General features: G+C 58.8%; 18 protein-coding genes and 2 pseudogenes. 6 read left to right on the top strand and 14 right to left on the bottom strand.

What is annotated here, in order from left to right:
• Positions 1-576: 576 nt before the first annotated feature.
• From EHH60_RS36075 to EHH60_RS36065, 4 genes are all read right to left on the bottom strand, one after another.
• Complete coding sequence (locus EHH60_RS36075; RefSeq protein ID WP_124163921.1) at positions 577-1,581, bottom strand: pectinesterase family protein; 1,005 nt, start codon at positions 1,579-1,581, stop codon at positions 577-579.
• Between the two features lie 251 nt (positions 1,582-1,832).
• Positions 1,833-3,131 (bottom strand): glycoside hydrolase family 28 protein, encoded by a 1,299-nt coding sequence (locus EHH60_RS36070; RefSeq protein ID WP_124163920.1) that lies wholly within the window; start codon positions 3,129-3,131, stop codon positions 1,833-1,835.
• Between the two features lie 1,040 nt (positions 3,132-4,171).
• Positions 4,172-4,453, bottom strand: a complete 282-nt coding sequence (locus EHH60_RS37845) for a hypothetical protein (protein ID WP_199752493.1) — start codon at positions 4,451-4,453, stop codon at positions 4,172-4,174.
• Entirely contained in the window at positions 4,419-4,622 is a 204-nt protein-coding gene (locus tag EHH60_RS36065) for a hypothetical protein (protein ID WP_225115078.1), read from the bottom strand. The genes EHH60_RS37845 and EHH60_RS36065 overlap by 35 nt, the downstream gene beginning before the upstream one ends.
• 2,661 nt (positions 4,623-7,283) lie before the next feature.
• Here EHH60_RS36065 and EHH60_RS37320 point away from each other — a divergent pair.
• Complete coding sequence (locus tag EHH60_RS37320; protein ID WP_158626809.1) at positions 7,284-7,436, top strand: hypothetical protein; 153 nt, start codon at positions 7,284-7,286, stop codon at positions 7,434-7,436.
• 282 nt (positions 7,437-7,718) lie between these two features.
• Here the strand turns inward: EHH60_RS37320 and EHH60_RS36060 are convergent, their stop codons facing one another.
• The 3 genes and pseudogenes from EHH60_RS36060 to EHH60_RS36050 form a co-directional block, all read right to left on the bottom strand.
• Entirely contained in the window at positions 7,719-7,994 is a 276-nt protein-coding gene (locus tag EHH60_RS36060) for a DUF4102 domain-containing protein (protein ID WP_124163919.1), read from the bottom strand.
• 550 nt (positions 7,995-8,544) lie between these two features.
• Positions 8,545-8,751 (bottom strand): cold-shock protein, encoded by a 207-nt coding sequence (locus EHH60_RS36055; protein WP_036030656.1) that lies wholly within the window; start codon positions 8,749-8,751, stop codon positions 8,545-8,547.
• 778 nt (positions 8,752-9,529) lie between these two features.
• Positions 9,530-9,727: pseudogene (locus EHH60_RS36050) on the bottom strand (response regulator transcription factor); the annotation flags it as partial.
• Between the two features lie 720 nt (positions 9,728-10,447).
• Between EHH60_RS36050 and EHH60_RS38940 the strand changes: the two are divergent.
• Positions 10,448-10,606: pseudogene (locus EHH60_RS38940) on the top strand (phosphoenolpyruvate phosphomutase); the annotation flags it as partial.
• A 23-nt stretch (positions 10,607-10,629) separates the two neighbouring features.
• Here EHH60_RS38940 and EHH60_RS38935 read toward each other — a convergent pair.
• The gene (locus EHH60_RS38935; RefSeq protein ID WP_370124240.1) at positions 10,630-10,833 is read right to left on the bottom strand and encodes a hypothetical protein; all 204 of its coding nucleotides are present in this window, start codon (positions 10,831-10,833) and stop codon (positions 10,630-10,632) included.
• Positions 10,823-11,194 carry a Wadjet anti-phage system protein JetA family protein gene (locus EHH60_RS38435; protein WP_349629093.1) on the bottom strand — a complete coding sequence of 124 codons (372 nt, stop codon included), beginning with the start codon at positions 11,192-11,194 and terminating at the stop codon, positions 10,823-10,825. Before EHH60_RS38435 ends, EHH60_RS38935 begins: the two co-directional genes overlap by 11 nt.
• A gap of 538 nt (positions 11,195-11,732) precedes the next feature.
• Here EHH60_RS38435 and EHH60_RS38620 point away from each other — a divergent pair.
• The 4 genes from EHH60_RS38620 (at position 11,733) to EHH60_RS36025 (ending at position 16,263) form a co-directional block, all read left to right on the top strand.
• A complete protein-coding gene (locus tag EHH60_RS38620) occupies positions 11,733-12,083 on the top strand; it encodes a GSU2403 family nucleotidyltransferase fold protein (RefSeq protein WP_124163918.1) in 351 nt (116 codons plus the stop codon).
• Between the two features lie 56 nt (positions 12,084-12,139).
• Positions 12,140-12,634 (top strand): GSU2403 family nucleotidyltransferase fold protein, encoded by a 495-nt coding sequence (locus EHH60_RS38930; protein WP_124163922.1) that lies wholly within the window; start codon positions 12,140-12,142, stop codon positions 12,632-12,634.
• Positions 12,635-12,792: 158 nt separating this feature from the next.
• Positions 12,793-13,314, top strand: a complete 522-nt coding sequence (locus EHH60_RS37315) for a hypothetical protein (protein WP_158626807.1) — start codon at positions 12,793-12,795, stop codon at positions 13,312-13,314.
• Positions 13,315-14,073: 759 nt separating this feature from the next.
• A complete protein-coding gene (locus tag EHH60_RS36025) occupies positions 14,074-16,263 on the top strand; it encodes a T3SS effector XopP-like protein (RefSeq protein ID WP_124163917.1) in 2,190 nt (729 codons plus the stop codon).
• A 45-nt stretch (positions 16,264-16,308) separates the two neighbouring features.
• Here the strand turns inward: EHH60_RS36025 and EHH60_RS36020 are convergent, their stop codons facing one another.
• The 5 genes from EHH60_RS36020 to EHH60_RS36000 form a co-directional block, all read right to left on the bottom strand.
• A complete protein-coding gene (locus EHH60_RS36020) occupies positions 16,309-17,439 on the bottom strand; it encodes an IS701 family transposase (RefSeq protein WP_370124235.1) in 1,131 nt (376 codons plus the stop codon).
• Positions 17,440-17,735: 296 nt separating this feature from the next.
• Positions 17,736-19,025, bottom strand: a complete 1,290-nt coding sequence (locus tag EHH60_RS36015) for a type II toxin-antitoxin system HipA family toxin (RefSeq protein WP_124163916.1) — start codon at positions 19,023-19,025, stop codon at positions 17,736-17,738.
• Positions 19,000-19,374 carry a helix-turn-helix domain-containing protein gene (locus EHH60_RS38925; protein ID WP_124163915.1) on the bottom strand — a complete coding sequence of 125 codons (375 nt, stop codon included), beginning with the start codon at positions 19,372-19,374 and terminating at the stop codon, positions 19,000-19,002. Before EHH60_RS38925 ends, EHH60_RS36015 begins: the two co-directional genes overlap by 26 nt.
• 983 nt (positions 19,375-20,357) lie before the next feature.
• Positions 20,358-22,484: a prolyl oligopeptidase family serine peptidase gene (locus tag EHH60_RS36005; RefSeq protein ID WP_124163914.1), complete on the bottom strand. Its 2,127-nt coding sequence runs from the start codon at positions 22,482-22,484 to the stop codon at positions 20,358-20,360.
• 1,034 nt (positions 22,485-23,518) lie between these two features.
• Positions 23,519-23,764, bottom strand: coding sequence for a hypothetical protein (locus tag EHH60_RS36000; RefSeq protein WP_124163913.1), 246 nt, complete (start codon positions 23,762-23,764; stop codon positions 23,519-23,521).
• Between the last annotated feature and the right edge of the window lie 180 nt (positions 23,765-23,944).

The following is a 23,944-nucleotide window of genomic DNA, read 5'->3' as shown; positions in this document are numbered from 1 at the left end:
GCCGCCGCCGCTCGAGCCCGCCCAAAACTTCGACCCGCATCGCCTGATGACCTTAAAGCTAGACCTAAGGTCACACGCTTCGCGAATTACCACCCGTCACGCAAGACGGTCCTCGTCGGAGCGGTACATGAAAAAGGCCATCGGCGCGTTTGGAAATGTTGCGCGGCACTTGACATGAGAAGGAGTCGATTGACGGTGTTATCTTGAATGCCGACGACCGGCGCCTGACGAGAAATTTAAGCCGACTTTGCCTTCATCTGAGCCTGAAGAATGACCTTCTGCGCTCGCTTGTGCATTCGATTAAATCGAGCTGAGATGTTGGCCTCACATTCGATTTACGCCCATTGGCGCCAATCTTCGACGGGTAGTTGGACAGGCTGCCAATAAGGGCGGGATAAGCGGATGATCGCATCCCGCCGCAAGCGATGGAGCGTCTTAACGAGCTCCTCTAAGCGTGGAGTGACAGCCGAAGCCCTGCCCCTCTCACGCCCCCGGCAGTTTGGTTGCTGGACACCACTCTCCATCATGTCCGCTCTCTCCGTCATTCATCCGAGGATCGCCGTCGTTCCCTCACCGTCAGCGTTGTTTTGTCTTCCATCGATATGGTTCCGCAGGCAGCCAATCTGTGGCACCCCCGAAGAACGCGGTCAGCGACCATCTCGCGGCTTCCCCATCTGTCAGTTGATGGGAGTAAGGTTCGCGGCCTGAGGGGTTAGCCCCGACCCCGAAGGATCTATATTCGGCATAATAGCTCGTCCTCAAGTTGTTGGTCTTGCCCCTATCCCATTCGCGCCAGCCCTCCGGAATGACCTGCGCATCTATCTTTGTCGACAGAAAGACCACTGTGGCATACGGCCGCCAGGGGCGGCCAAGCGCGATATCGCGCGCGGAAGGGTCGGCACTTAGAGTGCAATGATCAAAAACATAGCCGCTGTCCTCGTCCGGTACTGCCTTGCTCTGAGCGGTAAAGACGACCGCTTGATTGGCGATGCCGTGCAACTCACATTTCCGGAACCAGGCCTTGGCGTTGCCAAATACGAAATCGACATGCCCTTCGATGTAGCAGTTCGAGAAGTATTGACGTGACATTCTGCCGTTTGGACCCTTGCCGGCAAGCAGCGTGTCCTGGGCGCCGAGCAGGCGGACGCGCGTAACGACGTCCCTGTCTCCGGTAAGGGATAATGCAACCGCCTGCGAGGGTGGATTGGCCGGGTTGAGAGCGTAGTCGTTCTGGATGGTCAAATTCTCGAGCCGGAAGTCATCGCCAGTGGCATCCAGCGTCGCCGACCGGGCGGTTCCTCCTACATTGATCGCGCCATCGCCATACACAATGACGGTATTCTCCGGCTTGCTACCAGTGCCTGAGAGATGAACACCGGATTTGGAGATTTTGACCTTCTCACGATAGATACCCGGCGCGATCCGAACATCTCCGCCTTCCGCCGGCAATGCGTCGATGGCTTGCTGCACCGAGTGATAGTCGGCATTTACGGCATGCGACACGAACAGTGGCTGAGCGTATGCTGACGAGATGCAGAAACATCCCGTCAGAAGTGCAGCAGGGTGAACGAAAATACGCATGATCCTACACTTCGTTGAGTCAGCGGCACCTCGACGCAGTCGACAGAGCCTCTCTCGGCGGGATAGCCGCCGCGCATGGCCAACACATTTTTCGCGCCAAATCAGAACCTCCACGTCACCTTCGCATCCCTGGCCCTGCAAACCGTCAGACAATTGCAAACAAGTCCGGACATGAGGCCGACCTTCGTCAACACCAGTAATCTTGGTCCAGAGCTGAACTCACCACCCGAGTTCGGCGCCGGATGTAGTGCTTACCGATTGCTGTTGCGGAACGCCCTGGAACATACCTCCGAGCCGCGCAGCAGCGGTTTTGCAGCTTGTCCTGGCAGCGGCGGTGATACGTCCGAGTGATTTGCGGTGACGTTCGCATGTTCAACTTGCCAAGTGGCGGAATCGGAAAATCGGACATCTTCGAGTGTCAGGTCAAGTGCATGCTCCTCGTCTACGCCGCGCATCAGCAACACACCGGTGTCGCCATGCACATGACGGAGAACGATTCGCCGATAGACCGGAATTCTCGTGCCTTGTGCGCGCGGATCATATTTCGTATCAAACGCTAGCGGCCACCGGTTGCCCCTCAGGCACACGTACTCATAAGTCACGCTCTCGACCAGACCGCCTCGGCTAACATCGCTCTTGATGCGCAGGCCGGACGTCGTACCATCCAGCGTCAGATTACGCACCAATATGTCTCTGGCCCCGGAATTCACCTCACTGCCGATCGACATGCCATGCCCCCAGCCGAAATAATTATCAATGATCGAGATATGGCTGCTTGAGCCATTGTCGCCGGCCTTGATTGCGACGTTGTCGTCACCCGTACGGATCAAGCTGCGGGTAATGGTCACATCCTGACTCGCGCCAAGATCGATGCCATCAGTGTTGCGCGCATCCGCCGGTGAATCGATTATGAGGCCCCAAAACGTGGCACCTTGGACCCGGTTCATCGCGACATGAAAGTTGGGAGCGTTGCGCAAGGTGACACCGGAGAAAGTGATGTCCTGCGCATGATCGATTTGGATCAAGCGCGGGGCGTTCTGGTTGCCGCCCTGGGCTTGAGCGCGGCGCGCTAGCTGCCACCAGGTTTCCGCGCCGCCGCCAATTATTGCGCCGCCCTGACCATCGATGATGCCTTCTCCGTAGATGCCACCGCCGCTGGTTCTGGAAAAGCTGATGAACGGCCGGCAACCGCCGCCCTTTTGCGCAATACGACCACATTGTCCGAGGCCCTTGTCGTAAGCAGCAGGTTCGGGGATGGCGATCAGCGTCGCCCCGCGTCCGACCCATAACGTCACACCCGATTTCATCTCGAGTGGGCCCGACCGGAACTCGCCACGCCCTAAATACACGGCGGCCCCGGAAGGACATTGGTCGATGGCATTTTGCAACGTGGTCGTATCTTGCTTACCAGACGGCACGAGGCGCTCGCACACCGTATGAGGTGCAACAGGCTCGGTGATAGTCCGGCGGTCTTGCGCTTTCGCGGCGGGGAAGACAACGATGGAGGTGAGTATGAACAATAGGGCCAAGTTGCGAAAACGCTTTGTCATCGACCTCCTCGTGCTTTGTCAGGCATCCACGCCCCATCGGTATCGAGCCGCTGGCTCAATCTAGCCGCCGCGCGCGTCACTGGCGCGCGCAAGATGACATTTATAAGACGCAGCAGAGACCGGACCGTGCACCTGCGCAGCAGCACTTTGCAGATGCGCAAAAAACACGAAGCGTCATGCGATGGTTCAAAATCCGACAGCTTCGTCAATGGTCGGCCTTCTCGCGCCAATCAAGCGGGTCGCCGGATTCGGCCTTTTTGCATCTAGAAAGTCGTCGGCGCCCAGTGCTTACTGTTGATATCGATTTCGATAAGCCGCGCTTCAGCCTCACTGGGAGCAATTGGTGTACGCCCAGTACCCGCCGAAGCCGCGGCACTCACGCGCGCCTGACCCCGACTGCTGCTACTGAACCTCCGCGCTGTTCTTGAAGCGTCTGGAAGGCTATACCTGCGTGCTTGTTCTCCTTGAACACCGTGTTGGCGAGCTGGTTTAGTGTACTGTCACCACTGGCCTGGAGCGACTGGCCGCCCTCACCGGGGAAATCCGCCCCCTTAAAGCATCTGAAGATACTTCTCAGCCGTAGATTGGTGAGAGTTTCCGACGAGTACTTGGACTGCTCACCATCTCGTGAATGTAATGATCCGCGCGCTAGACATTCGACGGCGGATTGCGACCGCGGCATCGAGGCAAGGCCTGCCACACGCGCTGTATCCAGCTGCGGCTCAAAGGCATCTTCTTTCGCCAGTTTCGGCTGCTGATCGTTTAGTCCGGCGTGCTGTACCGATGGTGGAGGGGCAGCACTGGATAGTCGAAATTGTGCGAGTGCACGCCCGCCTCCCGTCCAGGATCGATGGGTTTATCCGTATTCGGAGAAGCTTTCGAAAAGCTGACGAGGCTACGGCCGGGAAGATGGATAAAACGACCGAACTGGCCCTGAGTAAGGGGGACAGCTCTTGACGTTCAATCCAGACATGTGCGTGAGCAGCCCTCCAGATAGGAGGCTCTAGTCAACACCGCAGGGAGACGTCCCGCATGTGGTGTTACTCCGCGCCCCATCCGCCGGCCCAACGCACCGCGATCACCAAAACGCCCGGCATAACGGCAGGCCGCCAGTTCGCGCGCCCCGGTCCGTAAAAATGATGCCTCCCAAGCCGGTCGGTATTCTCGCCGTTAACGTGGGTTACGGCAGTTTTAATGGTCTCATGATCGCCTGGAAAACGCCACGGCGGCTTTCTAGCCAACAGGATCATCGATGCTTCGCGGTTCGCGCGGTAGCGCGTCACGTATTCAATTGTTTGCCGCAGAGTTGCGGTGGCGTTCATCGATCGGCAATGAGATCGCTCGACCCTCAAGCCTCCGCTCCAAATCCGCCAATCCTGCTTTACATTCGGCGACGACCGATTGGGCACGAAGCAGCTTGACCTTGAGCTCGTCCTTCTGCCTGACTATGTTCTCAGCATCCCAATCGTCCTGCAACAGCTCATTTACCATGTGTGACCACCGATGCAAGGCCGGCGCTTAGCTCCAAGAACCCAGGCTTGGCATCTCGCCAATACGGGCGCTTGAGCCAGGGGTTAAAGGTGGCGCAAACGATCGTCCAGAAGCGTAACGTCTTAACCCCGGTGCGCGCCATCTTGTTGAGGACCGCCATTGGTCGCGAGCCCGTTGCAGGACAGTCGGATTCTGGCCGGCAAAGCAAACGGCAATCCGAAGGTAGCAGAGTTCGCAACGCTGGCACGCGTTTCGGAAAGTGCATCAGGAGACGTCTGCCATCGATGAAGTGGGCACGTTTCATTTGAATACCTGGATCGCGTTCTGAAGGAATATCATGGCCAAATTGGTGCTGTCACACATTCAAGCAACCGGCATGCCAATGCCCTCGTGCATTTTCATAGACAGACTCATGTAGGTTTTTTCGCGCCATCTGGCTGCCGGCTCCTATTTGTCGCGACTGAAACAACCGTTATCTTGAGCAAGACAGCGAAACCGCAACCACGAGCCTGTAGCAGCGCTCGCTCCGGCAGCCGATGTCGGCCAGAGTGCTCCCACCATCTTTGCGCAGGACGTTGTGGCGTGAGCCACAGTGGCGAGCGTCAACGCCAGACTGACGGTGCTGTGCGGCTGATCGGCAGTCGATCCCCAATGCAGAAGGGCGTTGGGGCTCCTCGCAATCTGATGCCACGGCTGTTCACGATACTGACCTCACGCTTAAATTCCGGAGCCGCGTTTGGCCCAGCCTGGTCGAAGATCAGTTCGTGGCCCGCTTGCATCCTACGTCGCGATGCTAGGCAGCTGCTCGGAACGGACTGTCTCACCTTCAGTCAGCATGGGCATCTTGGATGGCGTGGGAGATTGAACGGTCGAGCCTAAAGTGAGTCAAGCACTCGGGTCCGAATACGCCAAGCTCAAGCCGATCGGGAGCCCGGACAATGTTCGAATGTCACCAGCGTTTTCGGTTTCACTCTTCATCGCGCGTTTTCGCTTGCTTGCCCGATGAGAGGCTCAAAACCTCCGAAATCTCCCGCAATTGATACTCGCGAGCAAGGTAGAGCTGCTCATTGCGGGAGCGAGACCGCCGTCCGAAGATCCATGTCTCGCGGAATAAGTCGCGCAGCCCAACCGTCCGTCAAAGAACAGATCGCGATTTTTTTGTCGCCGAGTTCTTCACTAACGAAGAACTGAGGGAGGCAACTCTAACCAACCGCGAACCCGGAAGCGGAATCCATAATCCTTTATCCGCGGCTTAGCGAATGGATCCAAACCGAGCGGGACAGTTGGTGGGATCAGCAGCCGAGGAAAACCGAAGAGAGAGCAATCGCACGATGATCACTGGGGCGAGACCGCCCATCGTGGCTGCCTGCCGTTCTTCCATGGGACGATCAGCAAGCGAGAATAACGCACGCGTTCGGGTCCATTTGGAAATGGCCTACCTAAGCTGGGAGTGTCGCGTCTTTCTGACGAACTGTATGAATTTAGAAGTTAACCGGAGTCAGCCAGATGGCACCTCGCCAGATCACGCGCATCACAAAGCATCGCGAAGACAGCCATCGGCGTATTCAAGTCAGCCGCGCGCCGCTTCCACTGAATAGACGCAATCTAGCGCACGTATTGAGCTATGGAGACTGCCTTGTTTTCTACAAAGGAAGCGCCGGTGAGATCATGGCCTTCGTGGGCGTTTCGGTGCTGTCACGCCAACCGCTGACCTGCCCTACTCTCCGAATTAACTGAACCTTAAGCTTGCAGAGTGATCCGCTCAAAACGCGCGGCCCTGAGAGCGGGCCGCGAGTTAGGCCACGTAGCCGTGTAGCTTTCGAGCAGTCCGCACCCGTTTGTTCCGGCGGCATTCGCACACAATCAACAGCACGACCGCTTGGGGGTCCGTCAGGCTAATCCGGACCGCACAGAAATTCAACGAGAGCGAGCGGCATGGTAACAACGCTTTCTCCATCGGGCTCATTCACCAACATACTCAGCCACGCCAGGCTCCAAGCGCCCACAGGCAAGCGACCGTGATTGCGGTGAAAACGAGTACAGCGCCAATTGCTAGCACAATCTCCATCGTCGGCTTCCTTCATTGCGCGGACCACCCACCAGACGTTGTATGTGAAGGAATTCCTCCGCAAATCGACTATCTGGACACCATTGTCTGTCACTCTCACGGAGAAGGAGGTGAGGTGCAATAATCAGGACCGCTGTAGACTCCTGGGCACTTGGGCCTCAGTAGCCAATGCGACTCCGTACCGAAGTGATATATACTCGGTAGCGCACCGGCGATGTGGCATTCACTTTCGAAGTCGTAACCGTTTGTTATGCTCCCGGTTACGCGGACTCTGATTCTATTGTACCTGCGGCCTTCATGTTCGTACACGCTGAGGACTTCGCGCATGAGCGAACGCGATCGCCGCTGAAGCCGCTCGAATACGTTGCTCCATGTTGCCTCGCGAGCAGTAACGGGGCGGACCCGAAATGGTCTCGAACCATATCAGGCCCGCCCCAGCATCACAGCCCCTGCAAGACCGGTGACGCTCACTGCACCCAAGCAAGCACCGTGCCTTTCTTCCAAAAGGCTGCTGTACCTCGCTTGGGGCTGTGTATACTTGTGAAGTGTGTCCTATTTTGTTCTGTCTCCATGTCCATTAGGATGCAAAATGTTTGCAAGCCGACATTCGCACATCAACCTTGAACTCAAGCGCAGGTAAGCTCGCCATCGCACAGGAAGGCGATCGCATCGCTCCGGAAGTAGCGCTGACGCTTGCAGTCTACAACCCTGCCGATCCCAAGCATCGATGGGAATTGCTATTCTGAGTATCGCCGACACTAAGCTGTGCATCGACAACAAAAGCCGCGCACGAAAAATGGCAATCCTACTTGGCTCTACCAGTTCAAAGGGTCAGTTGTTCAGCAGTGGAATTTTGTACCCCTAACGGACCTTAGGGTTGCAGAGTGACTGCCTCAAGAGGGGCGACGATTCGCGGCGCGCATAAACCGAATTCCGCTGATTACTCGCAAGGTAGCGTATGGTACGATCATGCTGCAGGCGCAAATCCGTGTCGTAACGCAAAGCACGAAAATGAGTTCATGGGCGCCTTAGCCCCTCATCATTCTCGATGTCTCTCCGCCCTCCTTGGCGCTTGCGTTATCGATCGGCTTCCTCAAATCGAGCAGCATGTTTTTGACCCAGGTCATTGACGTTTCATTTTCCCCAACGGGAGTACCGAGAGCGGCAAAGCCGCGGCGGCGTGCTTCAGCAAGTTTCAAGTCAGAATAGTGACCCAGCCGAACTTTGGTGCGGTTGTTTGACAACGACCAGGCTTTTCGCCTCTTGCGGACGCGCAAGGCAAAGGCCGGCGTCTTCCGGTCCATATACAAACCGGGCTTCAGTGACTGAACGAGAGATCTGTGAGTCCAAGAATTGGCACGATCTGGCACGCCTCTCACGTGGAAAGAAGGAGCAGAGCGTGGACAATCCTCCGCGTCGAGCCTGACGGCTTTGATGGAGGTCCAGGACGAGTTCGTGCCTCAGGCGGCGCATGAGAGGCAATAAATTCCGGACCATCTTCAGTAGGCAGTTCAGGCAGAGCAGACGCGCCAGACTCTGCGGCAGAGCACGGTGCGGCGCTATGCTGACGCGCCTTTCTAGCTCGGCTCTCGTGATGAAACAATCACCGCACTCGAACCACAATCTCTACCAGCCCGCATCGAGAACTATTTGTCGCGGGACTGACGGCTCTGCGCCAACAGCGCTTCACCGGTGTCGCAATCCCAATGCCTGGACGGCGTACGCCTCGGCTATGTTGCTTCAGCTGAGAAGGGGAGTGGTCACGTCAGCAAGACCTCACCACTACCTGACAACTATCCTCATCAACCCGAGACAGAGACCCCGCTCTCGTCCGAGGCGTCATCCGTCTTTCGATCAGCCAACCCGGAGATCTTCAGCTGAGATCTTGCCCGTACGCCCGGCCTTGGGCTGATAACTTACGCGGGCCCCCTCTTCGAGAGTGGTGTAACCGGCCTTTTCCACGGCACTGACGTGCACGAAGACATCGGGGCCTCCATCCTCGGGCCTGATGAATCCATAACCCTTGGTCGGATTGAACCACTTCACAATACCCATTGCCACGTCGGCACCTCCATAGTGAACCGTTGTGATCTAGCGAAGAGTCTTCCGGCCATCAAGAGCAGCGGCAAAAAACATCGCGGCATGGATGCGAAGGTCTCGTCTCATTTTTCTGTCGGATCGCCTAGCTGTCGCCCAATATGCAAACGATAGAAAGCCCCTGACGCGACCGCACTTCGCTTCCATTCCTGTGGATCCGGATGGCGATTTGACCTTCGCTTCAGTTGCCGCGGCGAACGGTTCACAAGAGAGTTGCACGCATCGAACACGCCCCAATAATCCAAAAACACGACGTCTGCATTGATGGTCCGCGAAGTATCGGTCACTAAGCCAGCAACGTTTCGTGAGGAATCACCCGAACTTGGTTAAGCGCGCAGAGTCATGGTTCGTCCAACTTCTACCAGCAGCGTGTTTTGGAAATGCGTCTGCCGACCATCATTGCCGACTTAGGGTGCGGCCCGCGCCGTCCGAGCCGCGTTTGGGTGATCACCATTTCAGCACGTCAGCCGCTATGATCACTAAGATTTCCGCTTCCGACACATATCGAACCGCTACGCCGGTAAGGGGAGGACGGACATTGGAATTCGACCGACCGTCCAGCTTTCAAGAGTGTGATGCGCGTGCGCCGTTAGCTTGATTACCTTGTCCACGTTGCGCCTCACCGTCGCAATCAGCGATGACATGGAAGCACGCACTGTTCATAGTATCAGCACCTCTATCATCGCTGTACACTTGCCACGCGACGTCCTTGTATTCGCCACAGCGCCACCGAAACCGCGGCTTAAAGAAGACCCAAACGCCGCGCCTTGACGACGCACTGCGTCCGGCTGGTCGTTTCCAACTTTCGCATCGCATTCTTGACATGAAAGTTGACGGTGTTCAGGCTCACTTTCAGGATCACTCCGATAGCCCAGGATGACTTCCCTTCCTCGACCCATCGCAAACACTGTCTTTCCCGTTCCGACAGCACAACCTCTTGCCTATCCGCCATGAATTTCTCCTGTAGTCCAGAGAACAGGAAAGCATCAGCAAATGCCATACCACTCAGTGGCGCCAGCAAACTGTCGGCGAGGCAGGACAAGTTGTTCGGCGATTGCCGCTCCATTCGCACGAGGCTGCCATCCTGCTGTAGCCCTATCGACGGGCTTTCGACATTGTCGTCAATCCGACGGCAGCATTACGACATCCGTGGCTGTCGATATTTTCGTCTAAATCTATGTGAGCCGGATATCACCCTTTCCCTAAGCACTCCTCCCCCGAAGGAGTGTGGGAATTCTCTCTCGAGGCGTAGCACGGGCTCGCGAACCCAGGTCATTCATTTTGCATCCAAAGCCCTTCTTTCCAGCCTTAGGCGCGATGTCAATCAACCTATAGCGAAAGCTTTGCGTTCGGCGCGCCTCCTATGGCGATCATGCAAGCCTTTGCGGTCCCAATAAACTACCAATGCTGTTCATTGAGCGGCATCACGCCGAAAAAATATGAGCAGCGACGTTGGTGGCAATCTAGGTCGGCTTACAGGATCTATGCATGCAGCATCAAGCTAGAGGCGTTCGGTCCACCGCAGGTCAACGACGCGCGCGGCCCTCGCCTGTGGAAATGCTTCGTGCCCAGGACTGCTCGAATGATAAGCTCTCGTTTTGATGGAAGCCCATGATGGCCTTTCCGCCACAATCGCCCAGCGCTCAGGATTTAAGGGGCTCTGGGCTCTGGTCGGTCGATTGCCAGCTCGCTGAGCTATCGTGATGCCAATGAAGCTTCATGGAGCCAGCTCGTCCAGAGCGTCGAACGTATGGTGGACTCGACAGAGCTAGCTGTGCTCGTTGACGGGGATGGCAGCTTCGGCAGTTTCAACAATGCTCGCCTCCTCGCACGCAAGCTTCGTCAGGCTGGCGCGGCGCGCGTCTCGCTTGAGGACAGCTGCTTCCCGAAGCTGAACTCGCTCATTGGTGAGCGGCCTCCGCTCGCCTGGATGAATTCTGCGGTCGTCTGCAGGCTGTAAAAGATGCAGTCGTCGAGAATCTTGTTCTCGTGGCCAGGATCGCGGCGCTGATTGCCGGGCACGGATTGAACGAAGTCATGCTCCATTCGATTGGCGCCTTGTGGTGCCTGCCGTCCCGCAGTAGGGCATCCAGGCGTCGCACCAGGTCGCCGGCCCGGCCGACGAGTCCCTGCCCGATCCGCTCGGCGTACTAAGGGTGCTGCGGACCCGGGCTTCGAGCTGCTTGCGGAAGGCCTCGATCCTGTCGAACATCTCCCCGATCTGATCGAAGATGCTTTCGATGGCCAGCAGGTCGTCGGCAGCGGCCATTCGACCGTCCTCGATGTCGGCTGCCATGCTGGAAGCTGTGTACTCCTCGGCAAGGACCTGCATGGTTTCCGGGGTGTAGCTCCGCGCGAGATCGACGATGGCGTCGCGGAAGCGGTACGGATGGTTAACGGTGAGGATGGACTCGAAATCCTTCAGCAGGACTCGACTAACTCCTCGAAAAAGGCTGCCAGCCGGGTAGCGACTGTTTTCGACTCCATGACGGTCCGTCGGACGCGCTTCAGGTCGGCCAGAATGGCCCGCAGGCGCTTAGTGAACTGGTCGGCCTGATTGCGCGTCTCGCGTACGGCGAGCGCGGGCTTCGCGCTGCTTGCGGTCGGTGATCTCGGGCCTCAGTTTTTCGACGGCCTCCGTTGAGGCGGATTTGCACGATCAAGCCGCCGAATCGCTCGAGAGATGTTATTGCGGCTCGCGAGCCGCTCCGGAAAACCAGACCTTTCTCAAAACAGAAGCGAGCCGCCGCGAATACTATTGCTAGAAGACCTACGCGCCCTCGGTGGCGAGGGACCGACGAAGACGACCCTCAATATGTCTGTCCGACCGATGATCCCGAGATTGCCAACGCGCGGAAGCTTTCCAGCGCACCAAGATTGGCTATAGCGCGCGACGCGAGCTGGCAGCGAAGTTGAGGCGGGCCGGCTACCCTGCTCCTCCCCACATGGAAGGTGTCGTCGTCAACGAACTCGCACGCGCGGGACTTTTCCGGATTCGCGCCACGCTCGTCGGTTCGATGGCCTATCGGACATACAGCGGCGTAGTCGGCCTCAAGCTGCCCGACGAGCTCGTGACGACCGAGGATATGGACATCGCGAAATTTTACGGCATCTCGATCTGGATCGATGAAAGCATGCCCGACATCGAAGAGATCCTGAAAAAGGTGGATCCGACATCTGCGCCCTCATTCTCCCCCGATGAAACCAAGCTGTTCAGCGGTTTTGCCAATGCCACCGGCTCAAGGTCGAATTCCTTACACCAAACCGTGGCGACGAGGACTACTCCTCCAGACTGACGCAGATGTCATTGGGGCCGTCCGTAGGAGCGCAGGTGTTGCGGCTCCTAGACTAACTGATCCATGAGCCCATCCGCCCTCTTGTCTTGCACGACGCCGGCGTGCCGGTCCTTGTACCGGCCCCGGAGCGCTATGCCGTCCACAAACTGATCATCGCGACCAAAAGGAATGTGTTCTTTGCGGATAAGTCAAAAAAAGAGATCAACCAAGCTGGCGCGCTCATTCAAGCATTCAATGCCGTCAAACGTAGTAGCGACTTAGGCTTTGCGTGGATGGAAGGGTGGGAACGCGGAGCCAGATGGCGACGACGGCTTGGTGTTGGCGCCCTGCGTCTTTCGGATGACACTTTCAAGACGCTCGAAGGGCGTCGCCGAAGCGGCCAAACTCGACGGCAAGCCTGCAGAGGAGTACGGGCTTACGGGAGGCAAGGAAGGTCTTCTGGCGCGCGTTTCAATTGCGAATCCGACGGCGTCGCCAACGCCGTGATGCCAATTCGACATGTCGACGAGGCTCTCTCGCCCATCATGGGCGACGGCCCCCGGAAGCCTTGAGCGCAGATGTGCAGCCACGTTTTCCGGCGGTGAGGCGGCTCGGGTTTGTCGCCACATGCGTCTGTTCCTAGCATTAGGTGAGCGCGCCGTGCGTCCGCGGTCTGGTGAGCTCGCCGCCAGAGCGACCATGCGAGAACACGGTCGATTGAGATGCGCCGTTGAGCGAGCTTGATAGCGATGCGACGGGTTTCCTTGGTCGACCAGCGACGCCGCGCACGATCGAAGATGCCCGGATCGAGGCAGTAATCGTCCGCACCCTTGAGACGAAACCGCCCAACGCCACTCACTGGAGCTCGCGCAGCATGGCGAGGGCCAGTGGACTGTCGGTCTCGACGGTACAGCGGATATGGCGCACCTTCGGCCTGCAGCCACATCGGTTGGAGACCTACAAGCTTTCAAACCATCCTGACTTCGTCGCCAAGGTTCGCGACGTCGTCGGCTTCTACGTAGTCCCGCCCGAGCGAGCCATCGTGCTGTGTGTCGGCGAAAAGCCGCAGATGTTGGCGCTGGATCGGAGCCAACCCTCGTTCCGCATGCGACCTGGTCAGGTGGAACACCACAGTCACGACTACAAGCGCCATGGCACGACATCGCTATTTGCCGCTCTCGACATCGCAACCGGCCGGGTCATCGGCAAGTGTTACGGGCACCACGGGCCACAGAATTCCGCAAGTTTCTGATGAGATCGAAGTCGCCGTGCCGGATGATCTGGACGTTCATCTCGTCAAGGACAATTAGGCAACCCATAAGACGCCGCTGATCCGTAACTGGCTGGCCAAAAGACCGGGCTGGCAAGTCCATCTGACGCCAACCAGCTCATCCTGGCTCAATCAGGTCGAACGTTTCGTTGCCCTCATCACCGAGCGCAAAACCAGGCGCGGCATCTACCGCAGCGTGGCGGAGCTACGTACTGAGATCGCGTCCTTCATCGAACAGCACAACGCCGACCCCAGCCCATTCCGATGGACCAAATCAGCTGACGACATTCTCAGCTCCATCGAACGCTTCTGCCTACACTGTGTCAGCCAAGGCCTTAAAGGCCATGAACTTCTGGTTTAGGACACTAGATTATGCGCGATGTCCCGCGTACGGATTTTCGCCCGAAACGTCCGCGCACCTATTGCTGCGCCGATCGCGGGCAATTTCCAGAGGAAAATGAACTCCCAATGCAAGGCTGTCGAGTGGCGGTGTGCTGCCCCCGGCGCGCTCGCGAAAATTTCGCGCTTCAGGCTGCGGTCATGTACCGCAGGTGATGATCCCGCAGCTGAGGCGGTTATCCCGGCATCGCTGTCTTCAGCAGCACAGCAGCTGCGATGGAAGTGGACCCAAGGCGACATGGGCTTGTGCATCGGGAAAAACGCTCTTGGTCAGCTACTCGTCAGCGAAGCGGTTTAGCCAGGAAGGCTGCGCATTCTCGACTCTTCTATCGGAGATAAAATATGACGGGCATCGGCCGAGCTGGCAAATCGTACGTTGGAGCTGCAGGAGCCGACAGCACTGGGGTATCGAGCAGTTCGAGCCTGGAGTTCGGCCTCGTCCCTGGGGAACGCAGTCAATCTTTCGAGGCCGTCGTGGAGCGGATGCGCTCCGGGCCTCAAGATAGAACCGCGCCGCTCGTGAACCGGCAACCAACTTCGGATGTGGCGGCGCCAACACGAGATGAGGTTAAGGCAGCAAAGCGAGCGTTGGACTGCCTGCTTGAGGACCTTAATACTTGTCGTAGGGCAGCCACGGGCGGCCGGACCTTGTCCGAGAGGCAAGAGCTGATCGATCAAGTCGTCAAAGCAGGCTTAGCAGTTCTGGACTACTACGCTGCTCTGCCCCCAGGTTTGGCGCGGCGCATTCTGCCCGACCATCGGGCTCGCCAGCTCCGCGATGAGACGCTGGGCGCGGCCGACGAATGTAACGCCGTGGCTGCTGCGATTTTCGATGACCTGGAGAAGAGCAGACATAAAGCAGCAGCCCTGCTCGGCAGGATCATCCGCACCGCTTCGCCTGACCAGCTGAACCGCGTGCTTTCAGGCGTGGAGCCCTACTATGAGCACTGCATGGAGTGGTGGAGAAAGAGGGCATTGCGCTCGGAGCGGATGCAGTCCGTCTGCGCGGCTACTGCCGACCTACCAAGCAGCACGCCCGAGTTGCGGAAGTCCGAAGAGGCCGCGCTACGACTGCATACCGGCTATGCACTCAACACGAAGTACAAGTATCTGGAATCGCAGATCACTCTCGCGCAGCTCTCCCTAGCGAGCAGGTTGGGACCAGCCGTCAGAGACGCCCTTATCGATGGAGACGGGCGAGTGCGTCTGCTCGGGACCTTCATCGAGGATGTTGTTCCGGCATTCGCCTCGACGGCCGAGGCCGTGATGAACCGCAACGGAGCGCCGCTTGACGCTGAGCACCGCGACGTTCTGGAAGGAGTCATGGAGCGGCTTTCGGAATTTGCATCAGGAGTGAGCGGCATGGTTGCCAGCCTGACGGACGCCGGAGCGGGAGCCGATGTTCCGTTAGAATTGCTGGACCAGATAGTGGAAGGTGCGTGGCTTACAGCGGACGAAGTCATGCGGCTGCTGGCACTTCAGCCAAAGACACCCGCCACGATTGAACCGCCGGCTTGGGCTGTGCTGCCGGAACATACTGCCGGGGTGGCCGAAGGCACTGCAGCGCGCAGGAAGGGCAAAGGCAGGCGCGCAGCGGCCGCAGGCGAGGGGAGTTCGACAGCTGGGGGCGCTGAGCCGCAGCTCGCCGGGTCCGACGCTGGCACGGGCTCAACACGCAAGGTTATCGTACTCTCGGATTTGGGTACAAAGAAACTCACGAGCGCGGAGGAGGCCCGCGCGCGGGCGTCATCGTCGGCGAGCGGAAACCTGACGATGTGGCAGGCTCCGCCCTCCAGAGAAGCGCTGACGGGACTGCTCAAGCGATTGGACGAACTTTTGCAGTTCGATCTGCCCGCTCAGCAAAGCGCCGTCTCGCAAGCGCGTCAGATGAAACCCGAGGACGCCGACCACGTCCTAAATATCGTCGTCGAGCGCCTCCACCGACAGGCCGCCGAGATCGAAGCCTGTGTAGCCGCGTTGGAGGAGCCTCGTCGAAGTGGCTTGCTCACGCCCGCGCAAGTGCCCGAAGTGCACGACAAGATAGTCCGGCTCAAGACGATGTATTCCGAGGTGCAGGGACAGGCAAACTCATTGAAGAGGCAAAGAGCCGCGATCATGATCGATTGCATGAAGAGCTACGGCTTTCCCTCGCAGAAATACCTTGAAGCGTTGCGGGCGGCCGGGGAGTTGGAGCCTCCGGATCCTCCGCGCGCGTTGAGCGGCGATCCGGGGACGCTGTTCGAGATTAAGCTGCGGCCCAAGGCACTGCGCAACGGTGCGACGGCGAATCCGATGTGGGTGCACATCCATACGAAGCGGCCGGTACATGCGTGGCATTTGGCGACGGCGGCTGACGCCGAATTCGCCGCTTGCCATGTGAAATCCAATGAACAGCGCGGCTACAATCGGCACTGGCAGAGCGCGCGAGCCGCGATGGGGCACGAAAACGTCGTGATCCACCGCGGCAAGCTCACGCCTGCATTCTGTAGGTCCTTGTTGAACAACGCAGTTGGCACGTCCGACGTCAGATAATTTGAGACTGATTAGGCTTTTCGCGAAGAGAGGCTCTGGGCTCATCTAAGTTAGCATTACAGTTTCATTTTTCGTCCGAGGTGAGCGCGGCGAGCGTCGGTCTGGTGAGCTCGCCGCCAGAGCGACCATGCGAGAACACGGTCGATCGAGATGCGCCGTTGAGCGAGCTTGATAGCGATGCGACGGATTTCCTGGATCGACCAGCGGATCAGGAACGATGTTTGGTGCGCCGGCGTCGCGTTTTTTGAGCGCTGGCTCAGCATTGGCCCGATGACGGATGACGGCCATCAAGGCGAAGGCCAGCATGACGAGTGAGACATGGCGATGCCAGCCATGCCAGGAGCGGCTTTCGTTGTGATCAAGGCCGAGCTCGTTCTTGGCGGTTTCGAAGCTGTCCTCGATGGGCGAGCGATGGCCTTCTACCGACACCAGCTTCTGCATGGAGGTGCCCTCGGGGCACCAACTGGAGAAGAAGGCCAAGCTGCCGTCGGCGATGTTGCGGCGGATCAGAAGACCCCGCGTCCATTCCCCGGCAAGGTCGTCGTTGTATTCACTGACGTCGAGATCGGCCCAACTCGAGATAGGCCCTGTCGTGCCAGCGCGGACCTTTGGTCCCTCCGCCTGACGGCGGCGCCAGGCGTTCTTGGGAAGGTTCTGCGCGATCGCGGAGGCGGTGCCGGCGACAGGCTGCGGCTTGCCCCAGGAACGGAACACGTGATTGGAAGCAACACTCAGAACATAGCCTTTGCCCGCCTCGCGCAGCAGGGTTTCGATCTCGCCCGTGCCATACACGCTGTCCGCCGCCACGAACGAGAACGGCGCCCTTGCGGCGATTGCACGAGCGATCATTCGACGCGCGATCTTGGGCTGGGTCGCAAAGCCCACATCGCTCGGTACATGCGGTGCCTTCAGGCGAGCGGGGGCGTCCGTCCATTCCTTCGGCCGGTAGAGCGTGCGATCGATGAAGGCATGGCCATGCCGCGACACATAGGAGGCGAACACTCCGATCTGGCAATTGGTGATCTTGCCCGCCGAGCCAGTGTACTGGCGTGCGACGCCGCACGACGCCTTGCCCTGTTTTAAAAACCCGGTCTCATCGATAGCCAGAACCGCGTCCTCATCGGCAAACGTTTCCAGCGCGTACTCACGCAACAATGTCGCGCAGCGTGTCGGCATCCCACTGCCCCCGACCCCAGGATCGCCTGCTGGCGCCACGGGCCTGGATCGCCGGCCGCTTCAGCCCGCATCCAACCCGTCTTGCGCGGCTCGTTACCCAACAGTCCGTCGAGAAACCGTCACGCCGAGGCCGCCACCCGCTCCTGCGTAAACAGCGGACGGATGCGTTGCCTGGCATCTCGCAACGAGGAAGCCCGCAGCGTCAGCGTATCTTCAACCGACGCACCACCAATGACCAGATCCCGTATCATGGTCACCCATGGATTCAGAACTCACCGAAAATAGCAACTGTAATACTAGGACGATAGGGCTGCTGCGCCTTTCGGCGCTGGCTCCGTTTGCTTCAGGCGATCTAGGTAGCCGCGTGCGCGCGAAATCACCGCCTCGACGACCGTGTCCAGGACGGGATCGCCGCGGGCAGGCATGGCTTCGACTTCGGCCTTGGCCACCATTGCGTGGTGCGTCACGGCCTGAGCAATCTCGGAGACGCGACGGATCGTCTGTGTTGGAGAGAGCTTGCAGTCGATGGCGAAGCGCTCCCAGTGGTTTCGTCCAAGCTGATCAGCCTGCTTCTGCCCGCCGATCTTCTGCGCCATGTTGCGTGTGATCTTCGGATATGGCGCCGCACAGATGATGTCGTAGCCTGGCACCATGGCGGCGCCGCGCGCCGATAGCATCAGCGAGTAATTTTTGGCATGGGAATCCGTGTTCCACACCATTGGATTGAAGATGGCAAGGTCGACGAAGCGAGCGGTCTCCTGTGCTGTCATGTGGCGCTGGGTCACGCCGACCATGTCGGCCAATGATGGTCCTTTTAGGCCTCTATCGTTGTTCTGGTACTTGGCAGCTGGCGGTCGGCCCAGGGCTTGGCAGAAGTCCTCCTGATGCAGCCGCCGCCACCTCTTGCCGTCATGACGGCGGTCATAGCGCTCAACCAGCAGGTAGCTACGTTCGCCTGCCGTCCCGGTCGTCACCTTCGGCGTCGGGATTCCGATCATGCGCGCGAGCGTCAGGCAGAATGCCTCGTTCTGGACGGCGCCAGGCAAGCGCTCGCCATCGGGCTTGATGATGTGGGTCGATGGCGCGCCGTCGATCGGTATGTACAGGGTGTCGCCATCCAGAGCGACGGCGAGCTTCGTCTGCACACCGGCAAGCGACATCGACACGCCATCTTCGCCGACGAGGAAGGGCTTGTGGGGTAGCTCATTGAGGATGCGCTCGAGCGCGGCCTTGTCGGGGATCTCTCGCCATTTTCCGGCGATCAGCCCGGTGCCCGGCTGTCCGACGGAGAGCGCGCCGGCGGTGTCGCGGCCCATCTCGGCAAGAAGGCCGATGACATCGGCCGGCGACTTGCCGAGCATATGACCTACGATCCCGAGAGTTGCGTTCTCCGGCAGCAGATTTGCCGCCCATGACAGAATTGCCGAGGCATCGTGCGACGCCCGCGAGAGCGGCATGGTGAGCGACACAGGGAAGGCGCCGGTCAGCCCGCGCCAGGATTCGGCATAGGTGAAGCCTGACGCTTCGTCGGCGGTCGTGATCCAGCCGACCTCTCGCGTCTCAAAGTAGACGGGAAGACGGTCCATGAGGCTCCTCCTCGTCGCTGTCGGGAATGTCCGGTGTCTCGGAAGTGTTCGCGCGGCGGGCTTGGGCATCCTTGAGAACATCCTCGATGCGCAGCCCGAGCACGTTTGCCACGTGCAGGCTGCGCCCGAGCTGACACGTGCTTTTTCCGGCCTCGAGGTCAACGATGAAGCGCTTTCCTGTCCCGCCCACCATGGCCAGCTCGTCCTGCCGGAGGCCCTGGCGTTTGCGTTCTGCCTGGATGAGGCGACCGAATGCTGCAGCGAACTCGGCGGCTTGGCGCGCGACACCGGTCTCGCCAGGAGCGTCGTTTCCGCCTGAGAGGGGAGTGCCCTTTGGACGCGTGTTCATAGCTCTCTCGTCGTAAAGTTACCGAACGGGAACTTTATGAGCTGAAACGGCGGGTGTCCAGCGAAAAGTTACCGAGCGGGAGTTTTTCGCTCAGTTCCATGGTTGAGAGGCAAAAAGTTACCGAACGGGAACTTTAACCCCAAGCCGGGGGTGGGGCGACCCAGAAAGTTACCGATCGGGAATTCTGCTGCCAATACCAACTCTGTTCTTTGAAAATCGATGACGACCCGAGGGAATCCCCGCTCATCCCGTCCAGCGAAACATGGTCCTTGGCGTCCCCTCGATGTGGCGACCTCCTCACGTTCGGCGAATGAGGTAGCGTCCTAATAGAGGTTTTGACGATCGCGATAAATGTGTCGGGGTCATACCGCCCGCTCGTGCAGTTGGCAGATTGTGCAACCCTGCGCGAACGCTTTCTCACCGCGGAAAGACAATCATTTCAGACCCATCAATAATCGCTGTCGATTTGGATCTATGCTGCGTGAGAACGATAGCACTTTACCTGAGTTAAGTGCCGCGCGCGCTTCGCAGCCGGGGCGGCAGCCAAGGCGACTGCTGCGTCACGCTGTGCGTCGATTGGATCTGCCGTTCCTGCGTCGCCGCGGCCTCTGACGGCGACTGCGCGGAGGAATAAGCAATTGGTCGCATCCGTGACCGCTTGCGTAGCGACTTCGCCGTACGAGAAATAGATGGTTGCTCAGGGAGCTCAATGCAGGCATGGCGCGGATTGACTATCCTCAAGGAATCCCATCTAGCAACTTACTTCCAGCTCGTCATGTTGTGCTTGGGACGCCAGGAAATCCGCTCGACAGCGGTCGAGGCTGTTCAGACCGGTAATTTGCGCATCTGACGAGCTTCATCGAGTCCGCCCACCCTCATCAGCTCTCTCGCCTTGCGTTCCATGAATTCAGCTGAGCAAACTGAGGAGTTGAGATAACCAATGGTCTCTAGTCTATCGGCTTCGATCAGCCCGTCCGCCGAACTTACTCAGAACAAAGCCGCCTCGATGCATAGGTGTATTCAAGGGCGAGTTGACGCGCATCTTCCATGAGATTGGCCGCGGCGCTATGTCCGCCGTCGATGTTCTCGTAATAGAAGTAAGGCTGGCCCAGCGCGGCGAGCTTCGCGGCAGCTTTGCGGCCGTGCGCTGGATGCGTGCGGTCGTCCTTGGTGGAGGTAAGAATTAAGGGAGCGGGATAGGTCTTGCCCGCCACCAGCTTCTGGTATGGCGAGTAGCCTTCGATCCACGCACGCTGCTCGGCAATGGCGGGGTCACCGTACTCGCCGATCCAGGAGGCGCCCGCGCCCAGCTTGGTGTATCGAAGCATGTCGAATAGCGGCACCTCGATGATCGCCGCGTTGAAGAGCTCGGGACGCTGGGTGATCGCGGCGCCAACGAGCAGGCCGCCCTGGCTGCCGCCAATCGCGCCCAGCTGGCGCGGACTAGTGATCTTCCGACGGATCAGGTCCTCGGCAACGGCAATGAAATCATCCCATGTCGTCTGCTTCGTTGCCGCCTGGGCCGCTTGGTGCCATTGTGGACCAAACTCACCGCCCCCGCGCAGGTTCGCAACGACATAGGCATTGCCCTGTTCGAGCCATAGCCGCCCCATCGATCCCAGATCAGAGGGCAGTTGCGACTCCTTGAAACCGCCATAGCCATGGAGAAGTGTCGGGATCGTGCCGTCAAACCTTGCGTTTTTGGGCCGCACCAGAAAATAGGGAACTGACGTGCCATCACGCGAAATGGCCTCGAGCTGCTCCACCACATGGTTCGACGCATCGAAGGCAGAGGGTGCCTTCTTCAATTCCTCCAAGCTTTTGCGTTCGGCATAAAAAGACCAAACTGAGGTTGGTCTGAGATAGCTCGAGACGGTGAATATGACCCGGTCGGCTTCATCGTAAGTGGCTGACAGGCTGACATTTGTATCTTCCGGCAGCGGGATCGGTGTCGCCGACCAAGCTCCCTGATCGTACTTGTAGAGGAACGCTTTACTCTGAACGTTCTCAAGGATCGTCAGAATCAAAAAGTTCCTTGTGTGAGTGAACTCGCTCAGTGCCTGCCGGGGCCCAGGCTGAAAGACGAGCGATGGTCTGGCGCGCAACGGATCCTGTTTCCATTCATCGAGGTCATACGAGATCATCGAGCCGGCCGTGAAGCGGATGCCCTCGGACGGTATCCAGTCCTCATCAAGTTTCACAAGCAGGCGGCCGCACGCGAGCGTGGCGATCTCGGCCTTCTTCGGCAGATTGAGCTTGATGGGCCCATCGGGGCGGAAGACCACATACTCGGACTCGAAAGTGCTGATTGCGCGGGCGGCGCCGGTCGCATGAATATGACCCTCGCTGTCACGAAGCACGAAGGGGGACGCCCCAACGTCGGTGGGCTCGCCCCGAAAGATCTCGCGAGCCTCACTGAGCGGCTGAGCACGTTTGAGCTCCTTCACCACAAAAGCGTAGCCGGCTTGCGTCAAAGTCCCCTCGCCCCAGTCCCGTGCAACAAGGAGGGTGTCACCATCGACCCAGCTGACGTCCTGCTTGCCCTCGGGCAGATGAAAGCCGTCCGCGACGAAGGTCTTGGCGGCGCGATCGAACTCTCGTATGGACACGGCATCCTTTCCGCCATCGGAAAGACTAATCAGGCAACGGCGCTCTTCAGGCGGAAGGCAGCTGCGACCTTGAAAGACCCAATTTCTGTTTTCGGCGGCAGCTAAGGCGTCCACGTCGAGAATGGTTTCCCACTTTGGGTGTTGGCTACGATCGCTCTCACGCGTGGTGCGCCGCCAGACGCCGCGCACCTGATTCTCGTCTCGCCAGAACTGCTCCAAACCGCCCCCTTCGAATGGAACATCTGCGATCCGATCTTTGGCCTGCAGGATGGAGAGCGCCTGTTCGTAGAAGCGCCGATAGCGAGGATCTGACTGAAGCACCCCGAGCGTCTTCTCGTTCTCGCCGCGAGCCCAAGCCAACGCGCCTGGCCCTTCCATCTCCTCAAGCCAAAGGAATGGGTCGTCAGTCACCGCCGCATCCGTTCGCTCCTTTGAAAGCGCCGTGGACGTGGCGCTAGCAATCGAAGGCAACACCGCGGACAAGAGTGGTGGCGTGTTCATGGACTTTTTCTCGATAAGATCGGCGGGCCACGCTGGCCGGCCCTGGCGCGTCAGGCAGACGCGGCGGAAACCGTGCAAGCGCATGACATAGCGCGGCTTGCGCTATGTCATGCGCCGCTTACTGCAAGCTGCGTGCCGGCTAAGGAGTCGCAAGTTTCAGCCGTTCGGGGGCTGCACGGCCATGTTCCGTTGCCGCCATTGGTTGCCAAGCGGACATCACAGCCTGTCGGCGGACAGCCTGTGAGACAGCGCCAGCTTTTTTCGATCTTCAGTGGCAAGACTGGGACGCAGCGATGCTGCTTACCTCCGCATGCGAGGTTCTCCTGGTTGGCGTCACCGGGCAGACTTGTCGACGGGCATCATCAGGACAACGATCAGCGCATTGATCAGCAGCCAGATCGACATCATGCCAAGGTGGTATGCATGGCGATCTCGACACCTCGGCTGCAAGCATTGCCTAGTTGGAGGAGCTTTTTCCTTGCGCAACATGCGAAGTCACACCGATAACTCGGTTCGTTAACTGATTGCCGGGAGAATTGCGCTCGAGACAAGGAGAGTAAAAATGCCCAAGAAACGGCCTACGCTGCAACACCTCTTGGCGGTTCAAGGCTCGTGCAACCCTCGCTGCGAACTGTTCCGTGACGGTGCTGTTGCGGCCTAGAGCAAGCGCCGCTTTCCGCCGCGGAGCGATCAACGGGCACCAGCGCGCCGACTGGCGCCGCCCCCCCTCGCATCAGCGTCGTTTAGGCATAGAACATGAATTGATTGTATCGCCCCCATTCTGGTGATGGACCACTCATATGATGCCTTGATTTCCTAGGCCTGCGCCGTGCGCAAGAACCGCGTCAGCGCCAAAGACCTGGATTGCTCCTCTGTCCTGCTACAGAAGTCTGTCATCCACCGTGCTATGCTTTTCGTTCGCTCAGTCCTCTCGGGCACCGAGCTCTTGTCCGCGATGACCATGGCGTGAAGCTGTCGCCGCTGGCAGATCCCAGAGTATGTCCTGTGTATGGTTCAGTGGGGCCACTAAAGCGTCAAAGGCCGACATCACGGCTCCATAGGGCAGCCTCCTTCAACGCGGCATCAGCGGGATCGATCTCGTTATAGGCGGTCAGCGCCGAGGCATAATCTTGATACAAGGGGATTTGAGCCTCGTTGGTCCAGCCCATACCGAGATGATGGACTCGGGCTCCTGGTTGACCATCGAGACGGTCCTCCACCTCGCCCGACCCAACAGCATCGGAAGGACCTGCACTTCGCTTAAGAGAATCTTTCTTCAAGCTGTCCCGGCCCGCAACCTTGGCCCTGTCAGGTGTGGCCCTGCGCGGTTATACAACTGCGCATCAGAACACCCATCTGGCTATGTGATTGAAGAGAAGAGATTTTGTTGAGCGGGATGCGATCCCGCGGGGTATTTTGGGTTCTGTCGCGCTCGTTCGGCGATAGATCGAGCAGCAGTT

Source organism: Bradyrhizobium sp. RP6, assembly GCF_003837805.1.
Classification (GTDB): Bacteria; Pseudomonadota; Alphaproteobacteria; order Rhizobiales; family Xanthobacteraceae; genus Bradyrhizobium.
The sequence above is the reverse complement of the archived record's forward strand: the minus strand, read 5'-3'. Positions and strand labels throughout refer to the sequence as shown.